The organism is Candidatus Sulfuricurvum sp. RIFRC-1 (assembly GCF_000310245.1).
In the GTDB taxonomy this organism is placed as follows: domain Bacteria; phylum Campylobacterota; class Campylobacteria; order Campylobacterales; family Sulfurimonadaceae; genus Sulfuricurvum.
In genome coordinates, this window is the sequence record NC_020505.1 from 1,790,405 (window position 1) to 1,804,413 (window position 14,009).

Sequence of the window (14,009 nt, forward strand, 5' to 3'; positions counted from 1 at the left end):
AAGGAAAAAGAGATGACTTTCAACGACTTTCGAACATTGAAAGAGATGATTGAATCCAAAAATGTTATTTTTTGTTACAACGGATATTTATCGCAAGAGATCATTGTAGCGGTTAGCTCGATGATTAAAGGAAAATTGAGTTCCGATGAAACAAAAATGGGGATAAGCCAAAAAGTTTTGTACATGTTTGTAGAGCAGGCCCAAAACATCACCCGTTACTCTCCCGATCAAATACAAAATCCGGACCAAGCCAGTATGAGTTACGGATCGGTTGCTATCGGGACAGAAGATGATAAATTTTACATCATGTGTTCCAACCGAATCGAAAAAACCAAAGTTGCCGCACTCAAAGAAAAGCTTGATGTGATCTCCTCCATGAGCCCCGATGAACTGAAAGCTCTGTACAAAGAGAAAATGCGATCAGAGGCTGAAGAGGGGAGCAAAGGGGCAAGTGTAGGATTTATAGAAATGGCACGAAAATCAAGCGAACCTATCGAATTTGATTTTCTTGAAGACGATGAAACATACGACACTTTTACACTCAAAGTCGTAATTTAATATATAAAGGAAAACCCGATGACAACCATCCCAGCAACAGTAACCACACCAAAAATCGTTTTGGACACCCAAAATAATCTCTTCAGTTTCGAAGGGGAGTCCTATCCCGAAGATGTTAATGCGTTTTTTGATCCCATTATAACTCCTCTGAAAACTCATTTGAATAATCTGCAAGATAGCGATATTCAGTTTGATTTCTTTTTGACCTATTTCAACAGCGCCAGCACCAAAGTTTTTTTTAACCTTTTTGCTCTTCTTGAAGAAATTAGTGAATTTAACAGTGTTACCGTAAACTGGAAACATCATGAAGAAGACGATACGGCTGAAGAATTTGGTCAGGAGTTCAAAGAAGATCTTGATAATGTCCGCTTCAACTTTATTGCCATTTGAGATCTTGACACTGCGCTCCCCTTCATACTATCATACGGATTAAAAGGGGGGAACACTATCCCCTCAAAACTACAGGGGAGGTAGTACAGATGCTCTTTTCACACCCATTCCCCCCTATCCTCAACCAAAACACCCGCATCCTCTTTTTGGGCAGTTTCCCCAGTATCGCGTCATTCGAACAAGCTTTTTACTATGCCCATCCCCGAAATGCATTCTGGCCAATCATCGAATCAATTTTCGAGGTGCGATTGGAATCGAATGACGCGAAAAAAGCGTTTTGTATCGAAAATGGGATCGGGTTGTGGGATGTGATAGGTAGTTGCGAGCGGAGCAATTCGAGCGATACTAATCTCAAAAACTGTATACCGAATGATTTTGAAAAGCTATTGCGGGATTATCCCAATATCCGGGTTCTCGGCTTTACGGGGAAAAAAAGTCATGATCTTTTTATGAAATTTTATAAGAATTTGAAGGTGGAAAAAGTGCTTCTACCCTCCACCTCGCCGGCTTATGCGGCGATGAAATTTGAGGAGAAAAAAGAGATTTACGAAAAAATTTTGAAAAGCTGGATTCCTGCCTACGCGGGAATGACGGAGAAGAGATAGTATCTAACTGTTTAAAACCTGCTCAAAAATATTCTTCGCCGTCTTCCAGCGATCCCCTTTGGCGTTCATCATCACGATGACGCAATCTTTCCCATCTTTTTTAGCCCGTGCGATCAGACACGCACCTGCTTTAGCGGTATAACCTGTTTTTACCCCGACCGCATATTCATAACGATTGAGTAGACGGTTATGGGTGTAGGCATAGAATTCGCGATTTTTGTTCAAAGCACGGTATCGGTATTCATTGATCCTACTAATCTCATTGAATTTACGGTTTTTGATCGCATATTCGGTCATTTTCAGGAGGTCTTTTGGGGTAGAATAATGTTGTTTATCATCGTATCCGCATGGATTGGTGAAATGAGTATGCCCCATCCCGATGGCTTTGGCTTTGGCATTCATCATTTGAATAAAGCGTTCTTCACTCCCCCCAACGGTAATTGCGATCGCTTTAGCCGCATCGTTATCCGACTTGATCATTGCGGCTTTGAGAAGATCTTCGAGGCGGATGACATCACCCCTGCGATACCCGGCTATCGTAGGTTCAACTTTTGTCATTTCCCGAGTAATTGTAATCGGTTCACCCAGATTCCCTCGCTCAATCGCCAGCATAACGGTCATTACTTTGGTGAGGCTGGCGGGTTGAACCTCTTTGAACGGTTCTTTGGAATAGAGCGTCTGCTTTGCGGTAAGGTCTTTAACGATCAATGCTTCTACTTCCAGTTTGCCCAGCTCTGTTTTATTGATCTCGGCAAATAAACTTACGGAACCTATTAAACATAATGCAATTAGTTTTTTTATCATAAAGCTACCTCATTTTAATTTCATCACTATGTCGGAACAAAGCAAATCTTATGCCAAAACACCTTTATTATGGTAAAATTCGTCTTAATAGAAAGGGGAATGATGCAACGATTTAGACGTTTTTTTTCACTGCTGTTTATCCTCTCGATTTTTGTGGGTGCTGTTCATGAAATAGAGCATTCCTATCATCAAGACAGTTCGTGTGAAATATGTTTGTTTGCCCATTCTCCACTCATTTTGAATGACACTTTTACTTTGCCAAAGATTGATTGTGCAACTGTTATTTTTGATATTCGCATCCCACCGTTGCACTTTGTATCCTTTATCCCCGCACAAAGCCGTTCCCCTCCTCTAGTCTAATTTTTACCATAAAACAAACCATTTTATTTTAAACAATTAGGATATTTCTATGAAAAAATTATTATTATCAACCATGGCTGCCGCATCCCTTTATGCCAACGATTCTGAGCTTCAAATGCTCAAAACACAAATGGAACAAATGTCGCAGATGATGCGAAGTATGCAAGAAAAAATAGAGACTCTTGAAAAAACAACAATGCCTGTAGTCTCTGCACCAGCAAACGAAACACTCATTGTTGCCAATCCAACCATTGTGGATAAAATCAATAAAACCGCTTCTATCCTTAACCCTTCATTGATGATCGATATGTCGTATGTCAATCGCAACATTGCCGATGAAAAAATCGCCCATATGGGACTTCCCGGAATTACTGAAACGGTATTTGGGGTTCACGATCATGGCGGGCAAAGTGAGCCTGGATACAATGCTCAAAACGGTTTTAATCTCAACTATGCTGAGCTTGGATTTAGTGCCACGGTTGATCCGATGTTTGATGCCACCGCTATCTTTCATCTGACCAACGAGGGCTTTGAAATCGAAGAGGCCTATTTCACCACACGAGAAATTCCCTATAATATTCGAATTAAAGGGGGGAAATTTTTGAGTGATTTTGGCCGTATCAACGCTCAACATCAACATTTTCGTAATTTTTCCACCACCCCTTTGCTTTACAGCGCTTTTTTAGGAGATCATGGGATACAAGAAATAGGGGTACAGACACAATGGGTTGCTCCAACAGATACCTATCTGATGTTCGGAATCGAAGCATTACAAGGAAAAAATGAGGCGATGTTTGGAGAAGCAGCGATTGGCGATCCTTACGATGAAGAAAGCTCTTTGGTGGGTTCCGCTGCTCAACCCTCACTTTATGTCGGATACGTCAAAACTTCTGTTGATTTTGGTGACACCACACTTTTGGCGGGTGCAAGTATCGCTAGCGGTCACAGTCGACTTGACCATTTTAGTGATGAAACACCGTATGCGTTTAGTGGAAAAAGCACGTTGTACGGTATTGATATGACGCTAAAACACGCTTTTGATAGCTATAGTTCTCTCACATGGCAAAGCGAATGGCTCTATCGTGATATGAAAGGGACTCAATTTAATAATGAAAATTTAATTGCAGACCCGGATAATGCATTGGATACGATCACATCAAATGGATCACGCAAAAAACAAGCCGGATATTATACAGAGCTCGTCTACGCCCCAAACCAAACATGGCGTACGGGAATCCGCTATGAAAATATGTATCAAAACGATGTCTTCACAGGCGATGTAAAACAGGATTTGCCTGATAACTTTGACCAATATACCGCTATGGTAGAATTTCATAGTAGCGAATTTGCACGATTACGCTTAGAATATCTCCATTCCAATGCTTTGTTTAATGAAGCGCTTGAACGCCAAAACCTCGATTCAATAATGTTTTCGATTAATCTTGCCCTCGGCAAACACGGCGCACACTCATTTTGATGCTATACACTAAAATGAGCAAAGCCCCTTTTAGTGGCAGGGACAAATTGCTCCCTTGCAACCCCCTAAAGCGACCAGCATATATGCTGGAGAATTAAAAACACAAGGAATAATGATGAAATTTTTACTTTTTTTAACACTTATTTTTACGTTTTCGTACGCCAAAATAACGGTTGCCGTGAGCTATCCCTATATCGCCTCGCTTGTTGATAGTATCGGGGGCGATAACGTTGATATTAACACCTTGGCACAAGGTAATTGGGATCCCCATTTCGTCTCTCCCAAACCTTCGTTGATTGTCAAATTACGCAATGCGGATGCGCTGATTATCAATGGAGGTGATCTTGAAATCGGATGGTTGCCGCCACTTCTTGAAAAAGCGAGCAATAGCCGTTTAAATCAATCAGCTAATGTGCTGGATCTTTCTCGTAAAGTGGCACTGATCGATGTGCCCAAAAGTATGGGGCGAGAAAATGGTGATGTCCACGCTGACGGTAACCCGCATTTTCATCTCGATCCCCACAACATTCCCCTTCTTGCGGAGGCTGTTTCCGTATTTTTGAGTCAAAAAGATCCTCTCAACGCATCCCAATATCGCAAAAATCTCACGGTGTTTAAACAGCAATGGACAATCCATCTCAAACATTGGGACAGTCAGATGGCACCGCTTAGAGGTAAAAATATTGTTCAGTATCATCCCGTATTCAACTATTTTATCCGTGCATATGGGATGAAAAGCATCGGGACAATCGAACCGTTGGCTGGGATTCCCCCTTCGTCTTCGCATACGATGCAACTCATTGCTTTGATGAATGAGAAAAAACCGTTTTGTATTATGCACGATGTCTATCACCCTACCAAAACAGGTGAGTTTATATCGGATAAGACGGGCATAAAGTTGGCGATACTTCCCCATGATGTGGGAGCTACCTCTAGCGCGACTGAGCTTTACAGTCTCTTTGCATCAATCATTCAGGCTCTAAGATGATTGATTTATTCCTTATTCCGATAGCACTTTCGTTGCTTTTAGTCCTGATTCACGCATGGTTTGGTATAGGAATTTTGTCTCGAGGCATTATTTTTACCGATCTGGCTATCGCCCAAATGGCAGCACTGGGTTCGGCAATTAGTCTAGGGTATTTTCATGGGGAATACCTCTATCTTTTTGCCCTTGTATTTGCTCTATTCACTGGGCTTCTGATTGCCTATGCTACTACTCGCACATTACAGCTGGAGGCATTTATCGGGCTCATTTATGTGCTAGGAGCAAGCGGTATTTTGATGGTTCTAGCGCACAGTGCTGAGGGGATGGAACATTTTAAATCGCTACTTGCCAATGATCTGCTGTTTACGACACAAGAGTTATTTTTTCAAACGCTTGCCCTTTATTCTTTTATTGGATTGATAGCATGGAAAATTTACCCAAAAACCTCTGGATTGATTCGAGAAATACTCTTTTTTAGTCTCCTATCACTTACCGTGACCTCATCCGTTCAACTTGCCGGCGTTTTGGTTGTTTTTGTTCTCCTTGTCGCTCCTGCCCTCATAGCATCAATGCAAAAAAAATTCCCTTTATACCCTTTTGCGCTTGCCTTCGGATGGAGTTTTTCCATTATCGCAATCCTAATCTCCTTTTGGGCTGATTTACCGACTGGATATACAATCTCGGCCTTTGGAGGCTTGATATCACTGAGCTGTATTCTCATTTTGTCTCCCAAAAAAGATGCAATCTCGTTATAATAAAGGATGCAAAGTTCATCTACAGCCCATCTTGACATCATTAGTGAACGCTTCCATACACTGCTTCAATGCAGCGGTTCTTGGACAATTCCAAATCTGGCTGAAATTGAATCGAATCTCAAAACACTTCATCCCAAATCTTCTATCATTTGGGATATTTCACACGTAACTGAAATCGATTCGGCAGGGATAGCATTGTGGCAGCTTTACCATCGTACCTTCGAAAAAGATGGAATCTCCTCTGAACTCATCGGTGTCAATGAAAACCACTCGAAACTCTATGCTCTCCTTTATTCCGGCAGACATAACACCTTCTCTCCTCCCGCTCGCCCCTCATGGCTATATACCCTAGGAGAAGATACACATCAAAACATTCAAGGAATTGGACACTTTTTAGCTTTTTTGGGAGAAGCGTTTGTTTTATTATTTTATACCCTCTTTCACCCCTCAACAATCCGATATCGCTCTATCGTTTCCCATATCTTTACCAGTGGAGCACAGGCACTGCCGATCATCGCTATCAGTGCCTTTCTAATCGGGGTTGTCATCGCGTATCAGAGCATCGTTCAACTCCAAAAATTCGGAGCTGATATTTTTATTGTCGATACGATCGGGATATCTCTCACCCGTGAACTTGCTCCTCTCATTACAGCCATCGTCGTTGCCGGACGAAGCGGTTCGGCATTTACCGCCCAAATCGGTGCGATGAAAATGACCCAAGAGATCGATGCCATGAAAACAATGGGCTTTGATCCGTTCATCTTTTTAGTCTGGCCCCGTGTTTTTGCCCTTATGATTGTTATGCCGCTACTGATCTTTTTTGCCGATCTCGTGGGGATATTTGGAGGAATGGTCATTGCGAATGCACAGTCGCATCTGAGTTTCAGTGAATTTACTCACCGCCTTCAGGGAGCATTGGAGATTAAGCACTACCTCATAGGGATTATCAAGGGGCCGTTTTTTGCCTTTTTAATCGCGATGGTAAGTACCTACCGAGGATTTCAAGTATCCTCCAATACCGAAAGTATCGGGCACTATACTACCAAAAGTGTCGTGAATGCGATTTTCTTGGTCATCGCATGTGACGCGTTATTCTCAATCCTCCTGACCGAGCTGAAATTATGAACCCTATTATCATCGAGGCACGCGATATTGTGACTGCGTTCGGCGATAACCTCATCCACGATCACGTCAGCTGTACCGTGTATAAAAACGAAATCTATGCTCTTTTAGGGGGAAGCGGATCGGGTAAATCTACCCTTCTTCGAGAAATGATTCTTCTGCAATCTTTCCAAAGCGGCAGCCTCAATCTCCTCGGATATGATCTAAAATCCATTACCCCCCTCGATGCGCAAAATCTTCGGCGTCAATGGGGAGTGTTATTTCAATCCGGGGCACTCTACTCTTCGCTGAGTGTGGGGGAAAATATCGCTATGCTCTACCGTGAATATACCGATCTCTCTCCGAAGCTGATCGACGAGCTCGTCGCGCTGAAAATCGATCTCGTCGGTTTGCCTCAACATGCACGATATCTCTACCCAAGCGAGCTCAGCGGCGGTATGATTAAACGTGCCGCACTTGCCCGTGCTCTCGCCCTTGATCCAAAACTCCTTTTTTTGGATGAACCGACATCGGGGCTCGATCCGCTCAGTTCACGACAGTTCGATGCCCTGATACAACAATTACGTGATTTACTTGGACTTACTATCGTGATGGTAACCCATGATTTAGATACTATACATCACAGTATCGATCGGTTTGCACTGCTGGGTGACAAAAAGGTCATCGCCGAGGGGACGCTAAATGAAGTGCTCCAAATCGATCATCCGCTTGTCGATTATTTCTTCCAAAAGGGGTCTCATGGAATCCAAGGTTAACTATACCGCCGTAGGTATCTTTGTCCTTATCTTTGCTTCATCGCTGATAGCCTTTGCATTTTGGCTCGGCAAATACAACCAAGATGATGGCAATTACCATAACTATCATCTTTACATCACCGAATCGGTCTCCGGGCTATCTCCCGAAGCGGCAGTCAAATTTAACGGTGTCGATGTCGGAAAAGTTGAATCCATCCGCATCAATCCAAAAAATAGTGAAGAGGTAGAGCTCACCCTCAAAATTGAAAAAGAGACCCCGATTAAAACCGACTCCAGTGCCGTGCTCAAATTCTACGGAATCACCGGTCTGGCCTTTATCGAAATCATCGGCGGCTCCAAAGATGCACCGTTACTGACTACGAACGCTCATACATTCAGCACCATTCCCTCTTCCCCCTCGCTGATTAAACGGCTCGATGAATCGTTGAGCAACGTTGCTTCCAAACTCTCGACCACTCTTGATCGTGCCGATCGGATTTTCAGTGATAAAAATGTCGATAATATCGCCCAATCGTTGGAAAACTTACGCTCACTCACCGCCCAAATCGATGGCTATCAAAATGAAATTCAAACCTTATTAGATCGAAGTATAGCGCTTGAGGCCAATGCCACCGAATCACTCAGCGCCATGAAGGAAGCCGCAGGAAGCGTTAAAAATACCTCTGGGAATTTCAACACCCTTGTACAAACCAAAATGGCCTCTACCCTCGCATCACTCGCCGAAACATCCAAAGAGAGCCATACCCTTATCCGTAAGCTCGAAGCCTCGCTTGATCGCGGCGATTATGATGTCCATACCATGGTACAACCTACAACAGCTGAACTGAGTAATCTCATTCAACGCAGCCAAGGGCTTACTCTGGAGATGGAAAATACCCTGAAAACACTTCGGGAAAGCCCATCTGACTTGTTGTTTAAAAAAACCACCCCTAAATCCGGACCAGGAGAATAACGATGCGTTTCTATACCCTCATCATCCCTGTAGCATTGATAATAGCGGGATGTTCTTCCGCTACGGCCCCAGCGGTCAATGAATACACGATTTATCCCTCAGCATCGATGAAAGTCTCGCCAGTGCATTCATCAAAAGCGCTCCGTTTAGCGTCCACACGGACGATACCCTCATTGGAGTCTAAGAGTCTCACCTATCTCCGTTTAGACGGCGAAAGCGGCAACTATCTTTACACCCGTTGGAGTGATACCCCGAGTCTGTTAATCGAACGCTCACTTAATCATTCCCTCCAAGAGCAGGGACTCTTCAGCGCTGTAATTACGTCAACCTCCTCCGCGCAAGCAGATATACTCCTCGAATCGGACCTGCACGCGTTCTATCACCGTTTTGAACCGGGAGAAAAAAGCAAAGGGATAATTGAGATCACGTACCGCCTGATTGATACCCATACAAAACTCCCAATCGCTTCCAAACGGTTTTTAATGACCAAAGATGCCCCGAGCGAAGATGGGATGGGGGGAATAAAAGCCCTCACCGAAGCAACACAAGAGCTGAGTAAACAATGCACACTATGGATACAAGAGAAGGTCGTACAATGAGTAAAAATATTGCCATCCTCTGCTCAGGAGGAGATGTTTCGGGAATGAATCCCGCCTTAAAGCGATTTGTCGAGTATACGTATGCGAACGGTATGCAGCCCTACTTTGTCCGAAACGGCTATGAAGGGCTCATCGACAATCATATTGCGCCCGCTGATTATCATGATGTCGCAGGTATCATAACCCGAGGAGGGACCAAAATCGGCTCTTCCCGATCAAAAAGATTTATGGAACCCTCTTTTCGCGCTATCGCTGCTGAGAATTTAAAAGCGTTGGAGATAGACAGACTCATTGTATTGGGGGGAGATGGAAGCTTTCGCGGAATGGAGCGGTTTTATTATGAGAGCGGGATCGCCTTTTGCGGCATCCCCTCTACGATTGATAATGACATCAACGGTACCGACTATTGTCTGGGAGTAGACACGGCATTGGGTGTGATCAAAGATGCCATCGATCAGATACGCGATACCGCATCCTCGTTTCGGCGGGCATTTGTGATTGAGACGATGGGCCGCAATTGCGGTTATCTCGCACTTGTCTCTGCTATCACATCAGGTGCCGAGGTGTGTTTAATTCCTGAGATACCGATGGATATACATGAGTACAAGGGGTGTTTTCAATCCCAAATCACTAAAGGGCGTGACTATTTTATCGCGGTCGTCTCTGAAGCACTCAACAGTACTGAAGTGGCCGAGTGGTTTGAGAGCGAGCTTGGATTTGAATCACGTGTTTCCGTCTTAGGACATATCCAAAGAGGAGGAAATCCCAGCGTATACGACCGATTAATGGCCTATAAGTTCGTAACGTATGCCATAGATGCTTTGTTAGAGGGGAAAAGTCACTCCGTTATCTGTTACACGAAAAGCCATTTTAACGTTAAAACCATCGACGAGGTGGCATTGCATCCTTACCGTCTTGATGAAGAACTTCTCAAACTTGGCCGTGAGCAATTTCTTCCATCGCACTGTCAAATGTAGGGTAACGAAACTCGAACCCTGCTTCTTGTAAGATTCTCGGATAAACCTCTTTGGATTCGAGCATCGCGATAGAACCTTCACCGAATGCAAGTTTCACCATCCAGTCCGGGAGATCAAAAAATGTAGGGCGATCTAAAATACGCCCCATTGCTTTGGTCTGCTCCAAGTTCGTGATCGGTTCAGGAGAGGTAAAATTCAGTGCACCTCGAATCTCAGAATGATCGATTAAAAATGCAGCCGCACGTACCAAATCTTCCAAATGAATCCAGGAAATCATCTGAAATCCGTCACCCATTTTCCCCCCAAAACCGAGTTTGAAGGGTGGTAGCATTTTAGCCATCGCACCACCGCCTTTACCGTATACCACACCAAAGCGCATTGTACACACACGGGTAAGCTCGGATTGGGCACGATTTGCCGCATGCTCCCAATCTTGAACCAAGGCAGCTAAAAAATCGTCTCCAAAATGGCGGGAAAACTCATCATGCTGATGATACGCATCATAAATACCTACGGCAGAGGCATTCAAAAGAATATGAGGAGGTTCATCGCAGAGGGTTAATGCAGCCACAATCTTATCGGTCGTTTCCAAACGGCTTTGACGTAAAAACGCTTTATAGCTTTTACTCCATCGTCCCAAAATATTAGCACCGGCAAGATTAATCAAAACATCGCATCCATTTAACCTTTGAGCAATCGATTCAACTCCAAAGCCACTGCGTATACTCAAAGAGATCACAACATCCCCTCGCTCTTCAAAAAAACGCTTCAATGCACTTCCGACAAAACCACTTATTCCGCATATTACTATTTTCATGCTCATCCCTTTAATTCGGGTTAATTGTAGCTTAAAGGGCGCATATGAGGATTAAAGATATAATTGATACGCATCTTTAATCCAAATCTAATAGAGGAGATCAAATGCTTTACCACCTTTTTGTGTATGTTCCCCTCAGTGCTTCTGAAAAAATAAAAAGTGCCCTTTTTGAGGCCGGTGCCGGTCACTATGAAAAGTATGATCAATGCAGTTGGGAGAGTAGTGGAATAGGACAATTTAGACCGCTTGAACACTCAAACCCTTTTGTGGGATCACTCGATACACTGGAAAAAGTTGAAGAGATAAAAATTGAGATGATCTGCGAATGCCACAAAATCAAAGAGGTATTGAAACGATTAAAAGAAGTCCATCCGTACGAAGAACCGGCATATGGGGTAATAGAAATTAAAACGATTGAAGATTTTTAACAAAAGAGGAAATACCTCCGAAAGAGGTATTATTGCATTAGCCGCAAGAAGGGACGTTGCCTGAATCTGAACCGTATTCAAACAAGAAATCTCGGATATCTTTTGACTTACTTTTAAAATTATCACTATTAAAATACGGTTCTGCTGGGGTTCCGGCATGTTTTTTGATCATTCCGGCCCCGCCGTCCGCAAAAAGCTCATCCCACTCGTCTTGCGTATGCATCGCAGCACCTTTAGTACCGTTACCATGACAACTTTTACACCCTTTAGTGTACCACTTTTGTCCGCTTGCGACATCTGCTGACAATGTAGTCGAGCTGATTCCTGCAAATACAACCATTGAAAGAAAAAATGAAACTGACTTCATCCTATACTGTTTCCTTACTATTTAAAAATCTAATAATACTATCTTAAGTTTGATGAAGGGTCTATTAATCTATAGCTTCTTCAACGACTTCTTTTGCTTTGCTCGCACGAACTTCTAAACGAATTTTATCTTGACGAACTTTACGATATGCCTTGTATTGTGCCTTGGTGAGTTCTTCACCCTCAAGGCCTACTTCTGCACCAATCTCTTGCGGAGAGAGTCCCGCTTCGTTCATCATAACCATACGAAACTCTTTTTTCGTCAAATGCCGCTTGAGAGATGCGTATAATTCACGCTCATCATCACCGATCTCTACCGCACTGCACTCATAAAGCCGTGCCAATACTTCGCGAATGGTTTTCGTCGGGTTGTAGCGAAGCCACAATGAATTTTCTAACATTAAAACACCTTTGTAATAATCTGTGTGAGGTCTTTCGTATCTACAATAACGTTTGCCTCTTTTTTAAGAATCTCTTTCGCGCAAAAAGCGACACGGGTTCCGGCATGAGCAAACATCGATCGATCATTTGCTCCGTCTCCGACTACCATCGTCTCTTCTTCAGAGATACCAAACAGTCCTTGCAGACGCAACAGCATATCCCCTTTCGAGAAATCGAACATCATATCGCCGCCGACAAGCCCCGTGAGTTTTCCCTCTTTTGCATGAAGCACATTCGAGAAATCGGCATCGTATCCGAGGATATCTTTCGCATACGAGGTCGCCGTGCGAAATCCGCCGCTGAAGCAGACCACTTTAATTCCCCGTTCTTTCAATGCCGCAATCGTCTCCACCGCACCGTTCATGTATGGCAAGTTTTGGCAAATCTCTTCGACCAAACCAAACTCAAGCCCTTTTAAAAGAGTAACACGTTGTTGTAAAGACTCGAAAAAATCGAGTTCCCCATTCATCGCCCTCTCGGTGATCGCACTCACCTGCGCACCGATTCCGAGCGCTTCCGCGAAAAAATCGATTGTCTCCCCATCCATTAGAGTTGAATCAAAATCAAATACTGCTAATTTTATCAAAATAGATTTCCCACATTTTGTTATAATGACGCAATTATATCCAAGGGTAGCTTTTGTTCGAATCATTTATTCATAAACTCCGTCACGGAACCTATATCACCCTAGAGACCACCCCCTCTCGCTCTGCCCAGTTTGCGCCGACGATTGAAAAAATCGCGGCATTAGGTCTTGATAAACTCGTCGACGGATTCAGCACGACTGACAATCCTCTCGCCAAACTCAAATACAACGCCCTCTTCGCCGCGATGAAACTCCAAGACCGCTTCGGACTCCCGACGTTAGCGACGATGAGTATGCGCGACCGTAACCGTATCGCACTCCAATCCGATCTCCTCGGTGCCAACGAAGCCAATGTACGAGCGATCCTCGCCCTCACAGGTGACAGCGCCCACTATTCCGATCAGCCTCATGCCAAAGGGGTATTCGAGGGGAACAGCAAACTCCTCCTCGATATTATCACGACACTAAACAACGGAACCGATTTGGCGGAGCAAAAACTGATCGCACCTGTGCAGGAAATTTTCCCATTTGCGGTCATTGATGCGTATGCCAAAAGCGCCGCGACATTACAGAAAAAAATGACCAAAAAAGTGGCTCACGGAGCAATCAGTATCATCTCTCAACCCGTTTATGATCTCGAAAATGCTAAAAAACTGCTGGATATGATGAGCGAAGCCAACCGTGAAAATAATGGCTCTTGTGTACTGGTTTTGGGCTATTTCCCGATTACCAAACTCCGTACCGCCCGCTTTTTGGATGAAAATGTCCCGGGAATTTATGTTCCGATTGCATGGGTCGAAGCCCTCGAAGCCGCATCCCTTATCAGCCCTGAGGAGGAGTATCGCGTCGGATTTGAGCTGAGTAAAACCCTTTTCGAAGAGCTCAAGGCCCTCCATCCGAAAATTCATATCATGACCGCCAATCAGTTCGAGTTAGCCAAGGCGATTTTGAGTTAATTTCAGATTCTTTCACTCGCTCGTCATTCCCGTCATCCCGTACTTGATACGGGATCCATCCCCATCTAAGGAGTAA

At 43.9% G+C, this 14,009-nt stretch carries 19 protein-coding genes; 14 read left to right on the forward strand and 5 right to left on the reverse strand.

Annotation, left to right across the window (positions count from 1 at the left end; all coding sequences use genetic code 11):
- Positions 1-12: 12 nt before the first annotated feature.
- From B649_RS09030 to B649_RS09040, 3 genes are all read left to right on the forward strand, one after another.
- On the forward strand, positions 13-558 hold the full coding sequence (locus B649_RS09030) for a SiaB family protein kinase (protein ID WP_015654218.1): 546 nt from the start codon (positions 13-15) through the stop codon (positions 556-558).
- 18 nt (positions 559-576) lie between these two features.
- Positions 577-948 (forward strand): DUF1987 domain-containing protein, encoded by a 372-nt coding sequence (locus tag B649_RS09035; protein ID WP_015654219.1) that lies wholly within the window; start codon positions 577-579, stop codon positions 946-948.
- An 89-nt stretch (positions 949-1,037) separates the two neighbouring features.
- Positions 1,038-1,553: a DNA-deoxyinosine glycosylase gene (locus B649_RS09040; protein ID WP_015654220.1), complete on the forward strand. Its 516-nt coding sequence runs from the start codon at positions 1,038-1,040 to the stop codon at positions 1,551-1,553.
- Positions 1,554-1,556: 3 nt separating this feature from the next.
- Here B649_RS09040 and B649_RS09045 read toward each other — a convergent pair whose 3' ends face one another.
- Complete coding sequence (locus B649_RS09045; RefSeq protein ID WP_015654221.1) at positions 1,557-2,357, reverse strand: serine hydrolase; 801 nt, start codon at positions 2,355-2,357, stop codon at positions 1,557-1,559.
- Between the two features lie 102 nt (positions 2,358-2,459).
- Between B649_RS09045 and B649_RS12610 the strand changes: the two genes are divergently transcribed.
- The 9 genes from B649_RS12610 (at position 2,460) to B649_RS09090 (ending at position 10,339) form a co-directional block, all read left to right on the forward strand.
- Positions 2,460-2,717, forward strand: coding sequence for a hypothetical protein (locus B649_RS12610; RefSeq protein WP_291750880.1), 258 nt, complete (start codon positions 2,460-2,462; stop codon positions 2,715-2,717).
- 49 nt (positions 2,718-2,766) lie between these two features.
- Positions 2,767-4,194: a hypothetical protein gene (locus B649_RS09055; protein WP_015654223.1), complete on the forward strand. Its 1,428-nt coding sequence runs from the start codon at positions 2,767-2,769 to the stop codon at positions 4,192-4,194.
- Positions 4,195-4,309: 115 nt separating this feature from the next.
- Positions 4,310-5,182: a zinc ABC transporter substrate-binding protein gene (locus tag B649_RS09060; RefSeq protein ID WP_015654224.1), complete on the forward strand. Its 873-nt coding sequence runs from the start codon at positions 4,310-4,312 to the stop codon at positions 5,180-5,182.
- Positions 5,179-5,934 carry a metal ABC transporter permease gene (locus tag B649_RS09065; protein WP_015654225.1) on the forward strand — a complete coding sequence of 252 codons (756 nt, stop codon included), beginning with the start codon at positions 5,179-5,181 and terminating at the stop codon, positions 5,932-5,934. The genes B649_RS09060 and B649_RS09065 overlap by 4 nt, the downstream gene beginning before the upstream one ends.
- 6 nt (positions 5,935-5,940) lie before the next feature.
- Complete coding sequence (locus B649_RS09070) at positions 5,941-7,059, forward strand: MlaE family lipid ABC transporter permease subunit (protein WP_015654226.1); 1,119 nt, start codon at positions 5,941-5,943, stop codon at positions 7,057-7,059.
- On the forward strand, positions 7,056-7,811 hold the full coding sequence (locus B649_RS09075; RefSeq protein ID WP_015654227.1) for an ATP-binding cassette domain-containing protein: 756 nt from the start codon (positions 7,056-7,058) through the stop codon (positions 7,809-7,811). The genes B649_RS09070 and B649_RS09075 overlap by 4 nt, the downstream gene beginning before the upstream one ends.
- Complete coding sequence (locus B649_RS12305) at positions 7,795-8,763, forward strand: MlaD family protein (RefSeq protein WP_015654228.1); 969 nt, start codon at positions 7,795-7,797, stop codon at positions 8,761-8,763. The genes B649_RS09075 and B649_RS12305 overlap by 17 nt, the downstream gene beginning before the upstream one ends.
- Positions 8,764-8,765: 2 nt before the next feature.
- On the forward strand, positions 8,766-9,362 hold the full coding sequence (locus B649_RS09085) for an ABC-type transport auxiliary lipoprotein family protein (RefSeq protein ID WP_015654229.1): 597 nt from the start codon (positions 8,766-8,768) through the stop codon (positions 9,360-9,362).
- Complete coding sequence (locus B649_RS09090) at positions 9,335-10,339, forward strand: 6-phosphofructokinase (protein WP_291750881.1); 1,005 nt, start codon at positions 9,335-9,337, stop codon at positions 10,337-10,339. The genes B649_RS09085 and B649_RS09090 overlap by 28 nt, the downstream gene beginning before the upstream one ends.
- On the opposite strand, the gene B649_RS09095 is transcribed toward B649_RS09090, so the two are convergent.
- The gene (locus tag B649_RS09095) at positions 10,293-11,156 is read right to left on the reverse strand and encodes a TIGR01777 family oxidoreductase (protein ID WP_015654231.1); all 864 of its coding nucleotides are present in this window, start codon (positions 11,154-11,156) and stop codon (positions 10,293-10,295) included. The two genes, B649_RS09090 and B649_RS09095, sit on opposite strands and share 47 nt — an antisense overlap.
- Positions 11,157-11,260: 104 nt before the next feature.
- On the opposite strand from B649_RS09095, the gene B649_RS09100 reads away from it, so the two are divergent.
- Positions 11,261-11,584 carry a hypothetical protein gene (locus B649_RS09100; protein ID WP_015654232.1) on the forward strand — a complete coding sequence of 108 codons (324 nt, stop codon included), beginning with the start codon at positions 11,261-11,263 and terminating at the stop codon, positions 11,582-11,584.
- A gap of 37 nt (positions 11,585-11,621) precedes the next feature.
- On the opposite strand, the gene B649_RS09105 is transcribed toward B649_RS09100, so the two are convergent.
- From B649_RS09105 to serB, 3 genes are all read right to left on the reverse strand, one after another.
- Positions 11,622-11,951 (reverse strand): c-type cytochrome, encoded by a 330-nt coding sequence (locus B649_RS09105; protein ID WP_015654233.1) that lies wholly within the window; start codon positions 11,949-11,951, stop codon positions 11,622-11,624.
- 64 nt (positions 11,952-12,015) lie between these two features.
- Positions 12,016-12,351, reverse strand: a complete 336-nt coding sequence (locus B649_RS09110) for a hypothetical protein (protein WP_015654234.1) — start codon at positions 12,349-12,351, stop codon at positions 12,016-12,018.
- Positions 12,351-12,977, reverse strand: coding sequence for a phosphoserine phosphatase SerB (gene serB, locus B649_RS09115; RefSeq protein ID WP_015654235.1), 627 nt, complete (start codon positions 12,975-12,977; stop codon positions 12,351-12,353). The genes B649_RS09110 and serB overlap by 1 nt, the downstream gene beginning before the upstream one ends.
- Before the next feature lie 53 nt (positions 12,978-13,030).
- Here serB and B649_RS09120 point away from each other — a divergent pair, with 53 nt between their 5' ends.
- Complete coding sequence (locus tag B649_RS09120) at positions 13,031-13,933, forward strand: methylenetetrahydrofolate reductase (protein WP_015654236.1); 903 nt, start codon at positions 13,031-13,033, stop codon at positions 13,931-13,933.
- Positions 13,934-14,009 lie beyond the last annotated feature (76 nt).